15 protein-coding genes are annotated in these 17,209 nt (G+C 33.2%); 13 read left to right on the top strand and 2 right to left on the bottom strand.

Annotated elements, in window-relative coordinates; translation table 11 throughout:
- Positions 1-18: 18 nt before the first annotated feature.
- Both Q0910_RS08395 and Q0910_RS08390 read left to right on the top strand, forming a co-directional pair.
- On the top strand, positions 19-804 hold the full coding sequence (locus Q0910_RS08395; protein WP_299214809.1) for a hypothetical protein: 786 nt from the start codon (positions 19-21) through the stop codon (positions 802-804).
- A 6-nt stretch (positions 805-810) separates the two neighbouring features.
- Positions 811-1,425 carry a deoxynucleoside kinase gene (locus Q0910_RS08390; RefSeq protein ID WP_299214807.1) on the top strand — a complete coding sequence of 205 codons (615 nt, stop codon included), beginning with the start codon at positions 811-813 and terminating at the stop codon, positions 1,423-1,425.
- Between the two features lie 85 nt (positions 1,426-1,510).
- On the opposite strand, the gene Q0910_RS08385 is transcribed toward Q0910_RS08390, so the two are convergent.
- Entirely contained in the window at positions 1,511-1,795 is a 285-nt protein-coding gene (locus Q0910_RS08385; protein WP_299214805.1) for a hypothetical protein, read from the bottom strand.
- Between the two features lie 107 nt (positions 1,796-1,902).
- Between Q0910_RS08385 and Q0910_RS08380 the strand changes: the two genes are divergently transcribed.
- Complete coding sequence (locus tag Q0910_RS08380; RefSeq protein ID WP_299214803.1) at positions 1,903-2,559, top strand: DUF2461 domain-containing protein; 657 nt, start codon at positions 1,903-1,905, stop codon at positions 2,557-2,559.
- On the opposite strand, the gene Q0910_RS08375 is transcribed toward Q0910_RS08380, so the two are convergent.
- Complete coding sequence (locus tag Q0910_RS08375) at positions 2,556-3,803, bottom strand: glycosyltransferase N-terminal domain-containing protein (protein ID WP_299214801.1); 1,248 nt, start codon at positions 3,801-3,803, stop codon at positions 2,556-2,558. The genes Q0910_RS08380 and Q0910_RS08375 overlap by 4 nt on opposite strands.
- 207 nt (positions 3,804-4,010) lie before the next feature.
- On the opposite strand from Q0910_RS08375, the gene Q0910_RS08370 reads away from it, so the two are divergent.
- The 10 genes from Q0910_RS08370 to Q0910_RS08325 all read left to right on the top strand — a co-directional run bounded on the left by Q0910_RS08370 (position 4,011) and on the right by Q0910_RS08325 (position 17,165).
- Entirely contained in the window at positions 4,011-5,822 is a 1,812-nt protein-coding gene (locus Q0910_RS08370) for a hypothetical protein (protein WP_299214799.1), read from the top strand.
- Positions 5,823-5,967: 145 nt separating this feature from the next.
- A complete protein-coding gene (locus Q0910_RS08365) occupies positions 5,968-7,137 on the top strand; it encodes a DegT/DnrJ/EryC1/StrS family aminotransferase (RefSeq protein ID WP_299214797.1) in 1,170 nt (389 codons plus the stop codon).
- Positions 7,138-7,200: 63 nt separating this feature from the next.
- Positions 7,201-8,385 (top strand): SNF2 helicase associated domain-containing protein, encoded by a 1,185-nt coding sequence (locus Q0910_RS08360; RefSeq protein WP_299214795.1) that lies wholly within the window; start codon positions 7,201-7,203, stop codon positions 8,383-8,385.
- A 74-nt stretch (positions 8,386-8,459) separates the two neighbouring features.
- On the top strand, positions 8,460-10,103 hold the full coding sequence (locus tag Q0910_RS08355; RefSeq protein ID WP_299214793.1) for a DEAD/DEAH box helicase: 1,644 nt from the start codon (positions 8,460-8,462) through the stop codon (positions 10,101-10,103).
- A gap of 65 nt (positions 10,104-10,168) precedes the next feature.
- Complete coding sequence (locus tag Q0910_RS08350) at positions 10,169-11,140, top strand: prolyl oligopeptidase family serine peptidase (protein ID WP_299214791.1); 972 nt, start codon at positions 10,169-10,171, stop codon at positions 11,138-11,140.
- Between the two features lie 133 nt (positions 11,141-11,273).
- Complete coding sequence (locus Q0910_RS08345) at positions 11,274-12,548, top strand: amidohydrolase family protein (protein ID WP_299214789.1); 1,275 nt, start codon at positions 11,274-11,276, stop codon at positions 12,546-12,548.
- A 45-nt stretch (positions 12,549-12,593) separates the two neighbouring features.
- The gene (locus tag Q0910_RS08340) at positions 12,594-13,103 is read left to right on the top strand and encodes a TlpA disulfide reductase family protein (protein WP_299214787.1); all 510 of its coding nucleotides are present in this window, start codon (positions 12,594-12,596) and stop codon (positions 13,101-13,103) included.
- 95 nt (positions 13,104-13,198) lie between these two features.
- On the top strand, positions 13,199-15,688 hold the full coding sequence (locus Q0910_RS08335; protein ID WP_299214784.1) for a TIM-barrel domain-containing protein: 2,490 nt from the start codon (positions 13,199-13,201) through the stop codon (positions 15,686-15,688).
- Between the two features lie 51 nt (positions 15,689-15,739).
- Positions 15,740-16,630 (top strand): alpha/beta hydrolase-fold protein, encoded by an 891-nt coding sequence (locus tag Q0910_RS08330; protein ID WP_299214781.1) that lies wholly within the window; start codon positions 15,740-15,742, stop codon positions 16,628-16,630.
- Positions 16,631-16,649: 19 nt separating this feature from the next.
- Complete coding sequence (locus tag Q0910_RS08325; RefSeq protein WP_299214778.1) at positions 16,650-17,165, top strand: hypothetical protein; 516 nt, start codon at positions 16,650-16,652, stop codon at positions 17,163-17,165.
- Positions 17,166-17,209: the final 44 nt, after the last annotated feature.

The following is a 17,209-nucleotide window of genomic DNA, read 5'->3' as shown; positions in this document are numbered from 1 at the left end:
TTTGTACTTTGCTAATTCATGAAGAAGGTACTATTCTTTTTAATCTTATTCGGGTTTATCTATAGCGGTTACACTCAGAGGAACGCAATTGCGAGAAACTCTATCTCATTAGAAGCTGATCATTTTTTGGGGTTTGACTCTTTTGGCGCTGTTTATTACACCAAAGGAAATATTTTTTATAAAAAATGGAATGATCAAGAGTGGCAATTTGGTGATTTTATTCTAGGCCAACTCACACAAGTATCTATTTTGAATCCTTTAAAAATTGTATTGTTCTACGAATCCTCTAATACTATTGTATTAGTGGACAAGTATTTATCCGAAATTGACCGCATAAATTTTAATACTATTGCAGAGTTTAAGAGTGTTTCATTGGTTTCTCCTGCAAATGATAACGGCGTCTGGATTTTTGATAACAATACCCAACAATTAGAATTATTTAACACGAACTCTAGCAAAACGCTAGTCACCACACAACCTATTACCGAACTTCCGACTAAACTACATAGTAACTTTAATTATTGCTGGATACTTACTTCAGAAACGCTATCACAATTCAATATTTATGGAAGTTTATTAAACAGAAGTGGTAATGAAGGATATACCGATATGAAGATTATTAATGATGATTTGTTATTACTAAAGGAAGACGGATTATATTATCGTTCCACAAAGACAAAAGAAATAGAAAAGATAAATCTTCCAGAAATTCCTATAAAACAGTTTTATGTTACTAATGAAATCCTTTATATTTACCACCAAAGTAAGATATACAGTTTTGATCTAACACCCCAAAAAAATTAATCAACTATGCATGTAGCCATTGCTGGAAATATTGGTGCCGGAAAAACAACATTAACCAAACTATTGGCCAAACATTATCGATGGGAACCTCAATTCGAAGATGTACTGGAAAATCCCTATCTAGAGGATTTTTATAATAAAATGGAGCGTTGGTCTTTTAATCTACAAATCTATTTCCTTAATAGTCGTTTTAGACAAATTCTAGAGATTCGTGAAAGTGGAAAAGATATCATTCAGGACAGAACGATCTATGAAGATGCATATATATTTGCTCCTAACCTTCATGCAATGGGATTAATGACCAATCGTGATTTCGAAAACTATAAATCACTATTTGATTTGATGGAAAGTGTGGTAGAAGGTCCTGAATTACTTATTTATTTGCGTAGTAGTATTCCTAATCTTGTGGCTCAAATTCATAAACGTGGTCGCGAATATGAAAACACAATTAGTATTGATTATCTCAGCCGACTAAACGAAAGATACGAGGCTTGGGCTCATGGTTATGATAAAGGTAATCTGCTTATTGTTGATGTAGATCATCTTAACTTCGTGGATAACCCAGAAGATCTTGGTAATATTATAAACCGTATTGATGCAGAATTAAACGGATTATTCTAAAAATAACAAAAGGCCTTTCAATTAAGAAAGGCCTTCTTTTTTCATTAAACTTACCTTTAGCAAGTTTCTTTTCTATTTAGACCGCTTAAGATTGTTGCTCACCTTCAGTTTCAGCCTCCTTATTGTCTTCTTTTACTGCTTTTTCTAAAGATTTATCAAGCTCTTCTCCAGCTTCTTTCACAGCCTTTTCCGCTTCTTCTTTAATCTCAGCAGATTCTTTTACAGCTTCTTCAGCAGTATTTTCAACTTCTTTTTGTACTTCGCTGGTTTCTTCAGTGGCATTTTCTGTTTCCTTATTTGTATCTCTACAAGAAACAAACGCTACATTTAAAGTAAATAAAAACACTAAGGCTAAAATTACTTTTTTCATAATATAAAAATTTTAGTTGTTATTATATGGCTATAACGCCATTCTAATCTCACTATTTCTATTACCTTGGTAATGTTTTCACAAAAAATCTTAATTTTTTTAACATAATGAATTTCAATGATTTATTTCAATTCCTTTCAGAATTACAGCAAAATAATAACAAAGAATGGATGGATGCTAATCGAAAATGGTACCAGCAAATCCGAAATTCTTTTATAGATTGGTTAGATCATCTTGACACAGAGCTTGCCAAAATTGATCCCCATTATTACCCAACTCCAGGCAAAAAGGGAATTAATAGAATTAATAACAATCTCCTTTTCCACCCTAACAAACCGGTTTACAAAGATCATTTTGCTGCAGGATTAGACCAACGATCCAAACAAGGAGATTTTTATATCCAGATTGGAATTAACGATTGTGAATTGGCAGGAGGTTATTGGAAACCAGATAACAAAATTCTGAATAGTATTCGTGAAGCAATTGATTATAATGGCGAAGAGTTGCTAAAGATCATAAATAAAAAAACTTTTCAGAAAACATTTGGTGAATTATACGATGATGGAGATTCTTTGAAAAAAGCTCCCAAAGGATATACAATGGATCATGAACGGATAGATCTATTACGTCGTAAAACCATCGCTGTTATTCATCCTTTGACAAAAGAAGAAATTCTACAAGACAATTTTAACGAAAGAGTAATAGAAGTTTATAGAGAAATGCTTCCTTTTAGAAGATACTTGAATGAGGCAGTAACGGTTTAGGTTTTATCCATTTTCTCAACCAAATATTTAACAATCATATCAGTTGCTCCTGTATTACTATTTATAAAATGACCGGAAATCATACCTGTCTGTTGTCTGAATTTTTTATTATCAATCAACTTGTTCAGAATATTAGAAAATTCAGTTTTGTTAGCTACTGAAAATAACCCTGCTAATTTCTGAAGTTGCTTCGCTTCTCTGAATTTTTCAAAATTCTTACCAATTATAATAGGGATTCCAAAAGTTGCAGGTTCCAGAATATTATGTAATCCAGATGTTCCCATCGCTCCACCAACATAGGCTATATCTCCATAACTATAGACACGCGATAAATACCCAATTGTATTCATGATAAATACTTGATAGTCATTCATATTCTTTCCTTCTTTCTCAGAAAACAGCACTGTTTTGCCTATCAATTCATGTTTTAGTCCTTGTACGCCATTGTCTTTTATTTCATGTGGTGCAATAATAAAACACAAATCATCCGAAGCTTGGTTAACAAAATCCACAAACACTTCTTCATCTTCTGACCAGGAACTTCCTATCACTATACAAAGTCTATCTCCAATAAATTCTGAAATAAAATCTACCTGATTATCCATTTCGATTTGATGTGACACTCTATCAAAACGTGTATCACCACTTATAGTAACATTATCAAACCCTACTTGATTCAGTAATCGTTGTGAAGTAGTATCCTGCACAAAAAAGTGATCGACCGTTTTTAAAGCCGATCGCATAAAACCACCATACCATTTAAAAAATGCTTGATCTTTTCTAAATACGGCAGAAATTATGGCAATAGGAATATCATTAGATTTTAGCTCCTTTAAATAATTAGGCCAAAACTCATACTTCACAAAAATAGCAAGCTTGGGATTTACAAGCTTTACAAATTTTCTTGCATTCGCTTTAGTGTCTATTGGTAGATATATGATAACGTCAGCAAGAGTACTATTTTTTTTCACTTCATACCCTGACGGGGAAAAAAAAGTAACTAATAAGATATGAGTAGGGTACTTTTTCTGAACCTCTTCCATTACAGGAACTCCTTGCTCATATTCGCCTAGTGACGCACAGTGAAACCAAATCACTTGATCATCTTTCTTTATACTTTTTGCTAATACCTCGAACACTGTTCTCCTTCCTTTTGCAAACAATGTAAGTTTTGGACTTATTAATCCAATAATCGGAAGCAACGCATTGAATGCTGAGATAAGAAGATTATATAAAAAATTCAAGAGTTCTGATTTTATGTGTCGCTAAAATACGGCTCTTTCTTATAAAAACTGATAAACATTCTACTCAAAAAGCATATTTACCAAATTGATTAAAATTCAATGAAATTCACATTTTAATAAAAATACACATTCTTTTTTTAGATTTTAACAAAAAATATTCAATAAAATTACTAAATTGACACCAACTATCACACAAACTCAAGTCTTATGAAATTGAAATTTACTTTAATTGCATTATTTTCTTGTGCAATATTATGCTCCCAGAATTTTGTAGAAGTTCAACTCCCAAAACCAGATCAACTTAGTCCTTTTTTTATAGGACCTCTTTTTAAATCTACAATTCACCACGGTGTTACTCCACCTAATTATAATGGAAAAGTGATTCTATTTAATCATGGATACATCGATCTAAATCAAACACAATTTTTATTTGATAACAATTTTTATCAGAAAACATATGATGAAGGATATCAAGCTGTTTTTGTTGCTACCACTAGAGGTGGTGGCATATGGGTTAATGGGGAATTACTTGCCGAATCTATTGACATTATCACAGAAAAGTATAATGTGGTAGATGTATCCATTATTGCACATAGTAATGGAGGAAAAGCCGCAGAAGCGGCCATGATCCAATACGGCAAAAAGGATAAAGTGCAACAAGTTTTTGCGTTAGGCACTCCTTATTGGGGAACTTATTTGGCCGATATTTCCCAAATGCCTTGGTTAAATTGGGCCTGGCGACTAACAGGGTTAAATGAAGGAGCAAGAACATCAACGACCTATTACTGTAGAGATGTAGTGCGCCCTTATCTGGACAACAATCCTAATAACGAACCTGAAAAATTTGTAGTATTAGGAGCATCTGGATATTTTAATGGATCCAACCTACTTGCCAGAGCAGCTTTTACTGCTACAGGCGGAATTTTACTTCCGGTTCAGGGAGCTAATGACGGTGTGGCACCATACCGAAGTACACTAAGACCGGGCGCTGAATATGTATTCAGAAAAAATGATTTCCGCGCCTTTTTTGACCATATCGATGTAAGTTTGGGACAGTTTAGTTGGCCATATGTAAAATCATATCTCCAAAATCGGTCTCAAAAAAGCAATCAATCTTTAGAAACCAACATTCCGGATAATTATATTACTACCAGTAACTATTATATCATTCATTCTGAAAATGAATATGATCAAATTACATTGGATAAAAACTCAACATTTGCAGTTGCAGAAATTATCCACGAAAATCCAATAGCAGAGTTTCAGGGTTTTGACTTAAATCAAAAACAAATAAGCACACTAAAAAGTCATAATCAACAGGATCATAAAACAGTGATTCCATTTTCTGAAAGTAATATTCAGCTGAAAAGTGATTCTCGCTTTGCTGCTTTTATCAAACAAAATAATGGAATTACCATGTCTTTAGAACATCAAATAAAAAATAACTATCCTACACTAAAAGTTGATGTTTTTTCAAAGCAAAAAAATAGTGAATTACTGGTCAATACGGAAATACATGGTGTAATTACCAAAACTTCTAAAATTGATGGAACTCCATTAAAAAATGATCCAGAAGTAATTACTTTTCATAAAAAGAATGGTAGTTTCTATTTTGATACTAAAAATCTTGATGAAGGTGTATACAGCCTATTTCTAAACTCAGAAAGTAACGGCAATTTTAAAAGGAGTATTATCTCTGGTTTCGTAGTTGGCGATATTAATAAAGCTTTGAATATTGATGAAGGAGCAGGTGATATCTTTAACGAAGCTGAAAAATCTATGAAGATTACTCCAAATTCGGTTAAAAACTACGCTTTGTTATCGCTGAAAGGATATAATATTTCTGATACGCTATTAATAAACATTTATGATATTACAGGCAAAAAAATTACTGATTTTGTCGTTCCTCTAAATCAAAATTCGCAATATAATATCTCAGAAAAACTACAACCATTATCCGGCGGTATATATCTTTTACAGGTTAATAATAACAAGACGATAAAATTCGTAAAAGAATAAGATTATAAACATCTGAAAGAAAAGCGTTTGCTAATGTGATACTATATTGATACTATTCGTTAATAAAAAACATATCAAAACTTAGTTATCACATTGGCAATCGTGTCATTATTTCGTACTTTCGTCGGGTTACAAAATTCATCCTATGAAGAAGATTCAAATGGTTGACTTAAAGGGTCAATATGAACAAATAAAGGAGCGTGTGGATGCATCTATTCTCGATGTTATCTCCTCTGCCACATTTATAAATGGTCCGGAAGTACATAGTTTTCAAAAAGAATTAGAAGAATATCTGGATGTAAAACATGTAATTCCTTGCGCAAATGGGACAGATGCTTTGCAAATAGCGATGATGGGATTAGGCCTAAAACCGGGAGATGAAGTTATCACTGCAGATTTTACTTTTGCAGCTACTGTAGAAGTAATAGCATTGTTGCAGCTCACACCAGTTTTAGTAGATGTAGAACCGGATTCATTTAATATTGATCCGAATGCTATCCGTAAAGCTATCACTCCTAACACAAAAGCGATTGTACCTGTTCATTTATTTGGTCAAGCTGCCAATATGGATGAAATTATGGAAATAGCTAAGGAGCATAACCTATATGTAATAGAAGACAATGCACAAGGCATTGGTTCTAGTTACAAATTTGCAGATGGAAAAGTTGCTAAAACAGGAACTATAGGTCATGTATCTTCTACTTCTTTTTTTCCTTCTAAAAATTTAGGATGTTACGGTGATGGTGGAGCTATGTTCACTAACGATGATGATTTAGCTCATACTATTCGTGGAATCGTCAATCACGGAATGTATAAAAGATATCATCACGATGTAGTTGGCGTAAATTCTAGATTAGATTCAATACAAGCTACAGTGCTTAGAGCCAAACTACCTAATCTTGATTCTTATAATAATGCCAGAAGAGCGGCAGCAAGAAAATATAACAAAGCTTTTGAAAGTGTAGAGAATATAATAACACCAAAAGTAAAAGGAAATAGTTGCGGAACCAGTGAGGATGTAATTTGCGATTCGTGTAACTGTCATGTATTTCATCAGTATACACTTCGTATCATCAATGCAGATCGTGATGCATTAGCAAAACATCTTAATGACACTGGAATTCCGTGTGGTGTATATTACCCTATACCTTTACATAATCAAAAAGCGTATCAAGATGAGCGTTATAATGAGTCCGATTTCCCCGTTACCAATCAACTTGTGAAAGAAGTGATTTCGTTACCTATGCATACAGAATTAGATGATGAACAAATTGATTTTATCACAAAAACTATTATCGATTTTATTACTAAATAAGCTAAAAAAGTTAATTATTCATATTTGTATAATTAATTATTACAAAACTCATAAACACCTATAATGGATTCATTTTGTATTTGTTATAATCTTGTAGATCATAATAATTTTCCTGGAATTCCCCCTTTACCAGAAACCTATATTGTACCTGTAAATAATGATCGTCTTGGCTACGTAGAAAAGCAAGCTACTCCTCAGACTTTAGCTAGTTTCAAAATACCATACTTAGAGACACCTCATGAGCAATTATTAGAAATATGCTCTAGTCTAAAAATCCCGGTGTTAGAACAGCAATTCAGACCTGCTAAAAAAAGAAAAACATTTGGTTTCGCAGATATCCTAAAGGATCCCAAAATCAAAGATGTAGTTATCAATTACATCAATAATAAGCTTTCTGTTTTTTATGCCCTTTTAATTGAGAACCAATATGCTGTAGTGCATAATGCACAAAGAAAAGACCCTTTTGAAGTCCATAGATTATCAATTGGTGATAGTATTCTCAATCCAATTTTAGAATTTACCAAAACAGATGAAGGTATCGATTATGCGTTTTCTTTAAAAGATGGAGAAAAAGTTATAATCCCTCAAAATCATAGCATTCAGATATTATTAAATGAACCTTCCTGGATTGTATTGGACAAATCCATTTATCATATTGATAATCTAAATGCCAATAAATTAAAACCATTTTTCAGCAAAGAAAAGATTACTATTGCTAAAAAACACATTAAAACCTATCTAGATAAGGTAATCATTCCTGTTATAAAAAATGTAGATGTAATTGCAAATGGTTTTGAGATAATAATTCACAAAAACATAGCATCCTATGGGATAGAAATTATTCAAGATTTTATAAAGGAAAATTATGTTGCTAAAGTAGTTTTTAATTATGGTCAAGCTACTTTTGACTATAATAGTGCTAAAAAAACTTCCTCTGATGTACTTTTTGGAGAAAATGAAGAAATTCAAATCACTCAAATTAAAAGAGACCCTAATGCCGAAAAAGAAATTATAGCCTTACTGGAATCTAAAGGGCTAACAACCAATGCCAATCTCTTATTAGAGCTTGAAACTTCTGATGATCCATTAGCAATTTTTAATTGGGTTCAAACGCATCATAAAGAACTAGAAAAAGAAGGATTTGAGATTACGCTTCCCGATCTTGAGAACAGATCAGTAAATCTTGATCCACATCAGATCGAAATTAAAAATAAAAAAAAAATGACTGGTTCGATGTCAAAGGAGTAGTTCTTATTGGTTCACAAGAAATTCCGTTTTCCAAATTTATTAAATACATAAAAGAGAATAATCGCTTTTTTCCAATGAATGATGAATCTGTTTTCATTATTCCGTTGGAATGGATGACACGTTACAAAAAATTAGCAAATTTTGGAAAAGTAAAAGAAGACAGTATTCTAGTAAATAAAGGCAATTACACACTCTTAAAAGATATTGTACCTCCAGAAGAACTAGATATCTCAGAAAATACTTATATTGACTACCAACCATCTTCTAAATTAAAAGCCACCTTAAGACCATACCAGGAAGAAGGCGTAAAATGGTTAGTAAAACATTATCAAAATCAACTAGGAGCTTGCCTTGCAGATGACATGGGACTTGGAAAAACATTACAAACCATAGCAACATTGGTGTTTGTAAAAGAACAGCTTGCATCAGCTCCAGAAGACACCAAAACTATTCGATTAGATCTGTTTAGTGATCCATTAGAGGTCAGAACTTATCTAAAAGCGCTAGTTGTATTACCATCTTCGTTAATATTTAATTGGGCTCAGGAAATATTGAAATTTGCACCACACCTAACCATTACAAAATATATAGGAAGTGATCGCAAAAAAATAGCGCCTTATTTAGAAACATACGACATCATTCTAACTACGTATACTACATTATCAAAAGATGTTGCTACACTACAAAAAACAGAATTCACCTATTTAATCACTGATGAGAGTCAGCAAATCAAGAATAAAGAATCTAAAATATTCAAAGCGATTAATGACATCAATGCAAAACATAAAATTTCTTTGAGTGGGACACCTATCGAAAATTCATTATCTGACCTTTGGTCCCAGATGGAATTTATCAATCCAGGAATGCTAGGAAGTTATCCTTTTTTTAAAGATCATTTTAAAACTCCGATAGAAAAACATCAAAACGAAGAGCGTATTAAGGAATTAAAAGCACTCATAGAACCTTTTATTCTAAGAAGGACAAAAGAACAAGTAGCTAAGGATTTACCTGAATTATCAGAACAGACTATCTATACTGAGATGCTTACAGAGCAAGAAAAAGAATATGAATCTCAAAAATCAGCCGCTAGAAATTTATTATTAGGTATTGATACAGTTTCTACTAACAAGATTCATATCATAAATACATTAACTAAACTTAGGCAGTTAGCAAACCATCCTAAACTACTGAATACTAAAACAGAAGATTCTTCTGGTAAATTCAAAGATGTTACCTCCTATTTAGACACCTTGGTGAGATCCAATAAAAAGGTATTGATATTCAGTTCTTTTGTATCTCACTTAAGTTTATATCAGGAGTGGTGTACAGCTCAAGGCATTTCTTTTGTTAGCCTTACAGGACGAACTAAAGGTTCGGACAGAGAAAGGATTGTCAATGAATTTCAGGAAAACGATGCAATCTCTTTGTTCTTCATTTCATTAAAAGCAGGAGGAGTAGGTCTTAATCTTACCAAGGCATCCTATGTTGTTTTGTTAGATCCTTGGTGGAATCCTTTTATTGAGAAACAAGCTATTGCACGTGCGCATCGTATCGGTCAAAAAAACAATGTTATGGTCACTCGTTTTATAACTAAAAACACAATAGAAGAAAAGATCATTCAATTACAAGATCAGAAACGGCAATTGTCTGATGAGATTATCGATATTGAAGCAATTCCGGATTATATAGAAAGTGATTTAGAGGAATTATTAAAATAAAATTAGAATTCATATATCAAATTCACGTAATACATCAGTTTACTAACAGTCATTAAAGAAAAAAAATGAAACACATTTTAGTATTCATCCTTATCGTTACAAACCTTTTTTCCTGCACTTCTCAAGAATCAATCATTTTAGAAAAAAAGAAAATTAACTGGCAAGACTATCCTGATTTATTTACTGACAATAAGCAAACTACTTTTATAGATAAATATCATTTCTTAGAAAATGTAGATATGTATGAAATCACCTATCTAAGCGATGGATTAAAAATCCAATCATTTACTGCAATTCCGAAAAAGGAAGAAAAGTACCCGGTTATTATATATAATCGAGGAGGTAATCGTGATTTCGGAGCAATTCAATTATTTGGTGGTAATAAAAAATTACCAATAGCATATATGTTTTCGAAACTTGCCAATGAAGGATATATTGTGATCGGATGTAATTATAGAGGCTCTGGCAAAAGCGAAGGAATGGAAGAGTTTGGAGGAAATGATGTAAATGATGTTTTAAATCTAAACAAGGTAATTGATGAATTACCAGAAGCAGATACAACTCGCATTGGTATGTATGGTTGGAGTCGTGGTGGTATGATGACCTATCTTGCTTTATCCAAAACGAACACTATAAAAGCAGCGGTTGTAGGTGGTGCAGAATCCGACTTAACAACAATTGACAGACCAGAATTGGAAAAAAGAGTATATGCAGAGTTGATTCCTGATTATTATCAAAACAAAGAAGCCGAACTTAAAAAGAGATCTGCAGTATTATGGGCAGACAAATTTTCTCCCAAGGTTCCTATTCTATTATTACATGGTAATTCGGATTGGAGAGTAAAATCCACGAATTCACTAAAACTTGCTTTAGAATTTGAAAAACACCGAATTCCATATAGATTGAAGATCTATGAAGGGGCAGATCACGGCATTAGTCAGTATAGAAAAGAAAGAGATCAAGACGTATTGGATTGGTTCAATAAATACTTAAAAGGTTCTGCTAAATTACCAAATATGGAATTTCACGGAAGATAAAACAATGCTTACAGCCTATATTTCTAAAAGAAATCATAATCTATTTATCAATTACAGTATTTTATTTTAAATTGTTGATCAGATAATTTAGCACAAATTCATTCACAAACAACTTCACACAATTTATAAGCTTATGAAATTCTTTTACACCTTACTTTTTGCTGTAATAAGTACCACACTTGTTGCTCAGGACACTTATCTTCATTGCGGAAAATTAATCGATACTAAAACTGGTAAAATTTTAACCGAAAGAACAATTGTTGTTTCTGGTAATAAAATTAGTAAAGTAGAAAGTGGATACACTACCGGAGAAAATGATGATATCATTATCGATCTTAAAGATAAAACGGTGATGCCAGGACTCATTGATATGCATGTACACATGGAAAACGAATCTAATCCAAAAGCATATTTAGAGCGTTATACAAATAATGAAGCAGATGTAGCCTATAATTCCGTTGGGTTTGCCAAAACAACATTGATGGCTGGATTTACAACTGTACGAGATCTTGGAGGAAGTGGCGTAAACATTGCCTTAAAAAAGGCCATAGCACAAGGAAAAATTGATGGACCAAGAATATTCACAGCTGGTAAATCACTAGCCACTACTGGAGGTCATGCGGATCCAACCAATGGAGGTAACAAATCATTGATAGGAGATCCAGGACCAAAGGATGGCGTAGTAAACGGTGTAGAAGATGCTAAAAAAGCCGTTAGACAACGTTATAAAAATGGAGCTGATCTAATTAAAATCACAGCAACCGGAGGTGTATTAAGCGTTGCCAAAAGTAGTTCTAATCCACAATTTACAGTAGAAGAAATAAAAGCTATCTGTAAAACTGCTAAGGATTATGGATTTCATGTAGCTGCTCACGCACATGGAGATGAAGGAATGCAGCGTGCCATAATCGGAGGCGTAAAAACAATCGAACACGGAACGCTAATGAGTACTAAAACGATGGACTTAATGAAAAAGAACAGAGCCTATTTGGTACCTACTATTACCGCTGGAAAAGAAGTTACAGAAAAAGCCAAAATAGATGGATACTACCCTGCCATTATTGTTCCTAAGGCTCTAGAAATAGGACCTCAAATCCAAGAAACTTTTAAGAAAGCTCATAAGCGTGGTGTTCGCATTGCTTTTGGTACAGATGCCGGAGTTTTTAAGCACGGACAGAATGCTAAAGAGTTTGGATATATGGTAGAAGCAGGTATGCGCCCTATAACAGCTATACAATGTGCTACAATCGTAAATGCAAAAGTACTGGATATGAGTAAAGAATTAGGGCAAATTGCACCTGATTTTCTAGCAGACATTGTAGCAGTAAATGAAGATCCTACCGAAGAAATAAAGACTATGGAAAATGTAGTATTTGTAATGAAAGAGGGTAAGATTTACAAACAATAATACATTTAAACAAATACTAGATTAGCTTCAAAAAAACTCGTAAGTGTGAAAAAAATATTGAATTATAGTATTCTTGGAGCAATCATATTATTTGGACTATTCTATAGCTACACAAAATGGTCAGCTGCAGATGAAGGAGATACTGCCCCCGATTTTGAAGCTACTCTGATAGATGGAACATCTTTTCGATTATCGAACCTAAAGGGAGCTTATGTATTACTAGATTTCTGGGGTTCCTGGTGTGCTCCTTGCCTTAAAGAAAGTCCTGAATTAGTAGCTCTTCATAAAAAACATTCTGACAAATTAACTGTGGTTAGTATAGCCCTTGAGAAAGATTCAAAATCCTGGAAAAAAGTAGTTTCTAAATATGGGTATACTTGGAAAAATCAAATAGTAGATCAAAATCGATTTGTTATGCTATCTGAAATCGCAAGAAAATATGGTGTTTCAGAAATTCCAGCTAAATTTTTGATTTCACCTGAAGGTAATCTAATAGGAAAATATTCCTTTACGCAAATCGATAGTTTATTATCTATTCCTAGTGCTAATCAATAAAAATCAAACATGTATCAATATTATTCTTTTTTCAACAGAAACCTATAGCCATAAACCACAAGAAAACAAACTTCTATTGTCTAAAACCTTAAAACATGGCAACCAACCTAAAAACAATATTTTTTCTACTCATAACACAGCTAATTGTTAATGAAGCAAAAGCTCAAAGTGGAAATTTTAAAACCTATGAGAAAGAAAACCATGAACTTATATTTGAATCGGATACAGGAGTTAAATTAAATTTTCAGTTTTATTCTGATGATATTTTTAGAATTCATTGGATAAGAAAAAACGAATCTTTTTTTGCAAATAACCATTATGAAATGGTGACGGATCATCATCTTAACGGTGTATATGAAATAGAAGAAAAAGATAAGCTATTCATAATCAAGGTTGGATCAAAAAAGAAACTTCAGATCGAATTGCAAAAATCTCCAATGAAATTCAAAATTCGTGATACAAAAAAAGGTCAAGAATTACTATCCGAGAAAAATGGAATCTACTGGAAAGAAAACAAGATCTCAAATGATTTTGCGTTCGACAACCTAGAACATTTTTGCGGTATGGGTTACCAATCATTTGGAAGAGTAGAGTCTATTGACCTAAAGGGAAAAAGGGTTAGTTGTAACTACGGAGATGGACTTGTAGATTGGGGTGCTCCACAAGGAGTATTAACAGTCCCTTTCTATCTGTCAAATAAAGGATATGGAGTTTTTCTGAATAGTACTTTTCAACATGATTTTAATTTTGGAAAAGACAATCAATACAAGTTTAATATTGATACCAAAGGGTTTCAGGGACAAATGGATTATTACTTTATTTTTGGACCTGAATTTAAAAGCATACTAGACAGATATACACAATTAACCGGGAGGCCAAGACTACCTCAACGGTCAATATTTGGGCTTCAACTTTCGGATAAAGGGGATCCTAAACACAAAGGAGTTGAATGGTGGAAAAACAAAATTAAAGAACATAGAAATGCCGGATTCCCACTTGATCATCTGGTCAATGACAATAGATGGAGAGCTGGTTCTGGCGCATGGTCAGATTCTTGGTTTGAATGGGATCCTACTCGTACTCCCGACCCTAAGGCATTCGCTGTATGGTGCAAAGAAAACAATGTCACCATAACATTGGATTTTAATAGAAATAATGCTGCTTTATCTGAAGGATGGAAGTCAGAATACAACATACCTGATGCTGAAAAGTATACCGAACATTATGGCAAAAGTGCTCCGGATTATTCCAATCCATTAACTCGTAAATGGATATGGGAACTCTTCTACAAAAAGTCATTTGACCCTAAATTGGAATATCCAGGAGATGCCCTTTGGATTGATGAAACAGATGATCTATGGCAATTAAATGATAGTATTATATGTGCCAATGGAAGAAGTTGGGCAGAAAATGAAAACTATTATCCTTTTCTTATTTCAAAAGCCATAGTGCAGGAAGGATGGGACAATAAAAACAACACCTCCATTCCAGGAATTGGAGAATCAAAAAGACCCTACGTATGGGTAAGATCCATGTCAGCAGGAGCTCAGCGATATGCAACACATTGGATTGGGGATATCAAATGTGATTGGGATTGGATGAAATCCACTATAAGATCATTACAAACATCTGGGTTGTCAGGCTTTCCTTATTTCAATCATGATGCCGGAGGTTTTAGACCTCCAGGTCCAGATGATAGTTTTTATACACAATGGGCCATGGCTTTTGGTAGCTTTACACCTATCTGGCGACCTCACGGTATGGGAGAGAATAAACGTTGGCCTTTGGATAGATCAAAAAACAGTCAGGATGTAGCGCTTACATATGGAAAAATGAGATATGAAATGATGCCATATATCTATACTTATGCTCATCAAGCTCACAAAACCGGTATACCTATGGCAAGAGCTATGGTAATTGATTATCAAGATACACCAGAAGCTTGGAAATATGATTTACAATATATGTGGGGAGCCGAACTATTAATAGCACCCTCATATTCACCAAACGATTCTATTCTAGATATATGGCTGCCACCAGGTGATAAATGGTATGACTATTGGACCGATAATCTTCTAGATGGAGGTCAAACTATTCAACACAAAGCTAATTTTGGAGAAATACCACTATTTGTAAAAGAAGGGGCTATAATTCCAAAATACAATTATGCGCAGAGCACTTTTACCCTAGATCCATCTGAATTAAATATTCATATCTATACAGGTAAAGATTCGCAATTTACACTGTATGAAGATGATAATACAAGTGAAAAGTTTAGAACCAAAAGTGAGTATAGAAATACCAAAATAGAATATATCGAAAACAACAATAAACTGATTATACATAAAGTAATAGGTAATTACAAAGAAGCTATATCAAAGAGAAGCTATAAACTATTCTTTCATGGAATTCATAAACCTATAAATCTGGTATTAAACAACAAAAAAATAAAAGTAGTTAATTCTTTAAATGAACTTGACAAAGAAGAATCTGGTCAATTTTGGGATAAGACTAGTAAGATATTAGTTGTAGTTTCTAAAAATCATAATGTAAACGCTGACCTAATTTTCACAAATAAAGAGTAAATCATCCTACATAAAAGAATAAAATCATCGATCAAAAATCTATTTATTAATATGAAAACCAAATATCTTTTATTAATCATCTTGTCCGTAATGGTATTACAATGTAAAACACATAAGGAAAAAACAGAAGGAATTGTTACAGAAACCGAAGCTTCTCAAGCAGTTGAAACCAAAAAAGCATCTACTGCACAAACCAATGTTAATGTATTAGAAAAACAATTCGAGATAGCCAGCTTAGATCGCAACCGACAGATTCGAATTTATGTACCACCTGGTTATAATACCTCCGATAAAAAATATCCGGTGCTTTATATGCACGACGCGCAAAATTTGTTTGACAAGCTCACCGCATATTCCGGAGAATGGGGAGTGGATGAAAGCCTTAACCAACTGGCAAAAACATCTGGTTTAGAACTTATTGTCGTTGGAATAGATAATGGAGCCGAAAAACGCATGAATGAGCTAAGTCCTTGGAAAAACTCAGAGTTTGGTGAAGCAGAAGGCGAAGCATATATGAAGTTTATCGTAAATCAAATTAAACCATATATAGACAACAACTACAGAACATTAGCTGATAAAGATAATACAGCGATTATGGGAAGTTCTATGGGCGGATTAATTTCTCACTATGCAATCTACGAATACCCTGAAGTTTTCAGCAAAGCAGGAATCTTTTCTCCGTCTTATTGGTATTCTGAAGATGTTTTTACATTTACACAAAATAATCCTATTCCTGAAGAAGCTCGATTATTCTTATTGGTTGGTAAAAAAGAAGGACAAGGAATGGCAGAAAACACTGAAAAAATGTTTACTCAAATCCTGTCATCGAATCATCCTAAAGAAAACATCCATATAATCATCGATCCTGAAGGCGAACACAACGAAGCCTTTTGGAAAGGGCATTTTACTTCGGCAATTGAGTGGTTATTTACTAATGAATAACAAAATTTAAAAGATAATGATGAGAACGATTAAAATTTTTTTTCTGATAGTTACTATTTCCATATCTACCCAGAGTCAGGAAACCGATCTTTCTATATTTAAAAATTTAATAGGAAAAGAATGGAAAGCTGAAGGCAAATGGGGAGATGGCACTATATTTAAGCAAGAAACCATCTTCAGGTTTGATTTAAACAACACCTTAGTCATTGCAAAATCCAAAGGGTTTACTGATCAAAAACAAACAAAATACGGTTGGCGTAATCACGGTATCAGAAAATTTGACACAGAAACGAAAACTATTAAGTTTTGGGAGTTTGATATTTTTGGAGGTGTAACTGAAGGAACTGTTACAGTGGAAGGAAAAAACCTTATCTATCAATATCAATATGGAGAATCGCTAGTAACTGATATGTGGGAATACGTAAATGATTCCACTTATAATTTTAAGGTTGGAGATTATGTAGATGGAAAATGGAAACAAATATATCTTGAAACTAAATTTAAAGGGGGAAAGTCTAAAAATATCAGGAACTAAATACTTCTCGAACACATAACATAAGTCGTGAAATTCTTTTTGTA

It is taken from the genome of uncultured Aquimarina sp. (assembly GCF_947495315.1).
In the GTDB taxonomy this organism is placed as follows: domain Bacteria; phylum Bacteroidota; class Bacteroidia; order Flavobacteriales; family Flavobacteriaceae; genus Aquimarina.
Note: the sequence above shows the minus strand (reverse complement) of the source record. Positions and strands in the feature narration are given on the sequence as shown.

What these genes read in the sequence shown, in the direction of transcription:
- Q0910_RS08395 (WP_299214809.1), top strand. Translation starts at nt 19, where the DNA reads ATGAAGAAGGTACTATTCTTTTTAATCTTATTCGGGTTTATCTATAGC.
- Q0910_RS08390 (WP_299214807.1), top strand. Translation starts at nt 811, where the DNA reads ATGCATGTAGCCATTGCTGGAAATATTGGTGCCGGAAAAACAACATTA.
- Q0910_RS08385 (WP_299214805.1), bottom strand. Translation starts at nt 1,795, where the DNA reads ATGAAAAAAGTAATTTTAGCCTTAGTGTTTTTATTTACTTTAAATGTA.
- Q0910_RS08380 (WP_299214803.1), top strand. Translation starts at nt 1,903, where the DNA reads ATGAATTTCAATGATTTATTTCAATTCCTTTCAGAATTACAGCAAAAT.
- Q0910_RS08370 (WP_299214799.1), top strand. Translation starts at nt 4,011, where the DNA reads ATGAAATTGAAATTTACTTTAATTGCATTATTTTCTTGTGCAATATTA.
- Q0910_RS08365 (WP_299214797.1), top strand. Translation starts at nt 5,968, where the DNA reads ATGAAGAAGATTCAAATGGTTGACTTAAAGGGTCAATATGAACAAATA.
- Q0910_RS08360 (WP_299214795.1), top strand. Translation starts at nt 7,201, where the DNA reads ATGGATTCATTTTGTATTTGTTATAATCTTGTAGATCATAATAATTTT.
- Q0910_RS08355 (WP_299214793.1), top strand. Translation starts at nt 8,460, where the DNA reads ATGAATGATGAATCTGTTTTCATTATTCCGTTGGAATGGATGACACGT.
- Q0910_RS08350 (WP_299214791.1), top strand. Translation starts at nt 10,169, where the DNA reads ATGAAACACATTTTAGTATTCATCCTTATCGTTACAAACCTTTTTTCC.
- Q0910_RS08345 (WP_299214789.1), top strand. Translation starts at nt 11,274, where the DNA reads ATGAAATTCTTTTACACCTTACTTTTTGCTGTAATAAGTACCACACTT.
- Q0910_RS08335 (WP_299214784.1), top strand. Translation starts at nt 13,199, where the DNA reads ATGGCAACCAACCTAAAAACAATATTTTTTCTACTCATAACACAGCTA.
- Q0910_RS08330 (WP_299214781.1), top strand. Translation starts at nt 15,740, where the DNA reads ATGAAAACCAAATATCTTTTATTAATCATCTTGTCCGTAATGGTATTA.
- Q0910_RS08325 (WP_299214778.1), top strand. Translation starts at nt 16,650, where the DNA reads ATGAGAACGATTAAAATTTTTTTTCTGATAGTTACTATTTCCATATCT.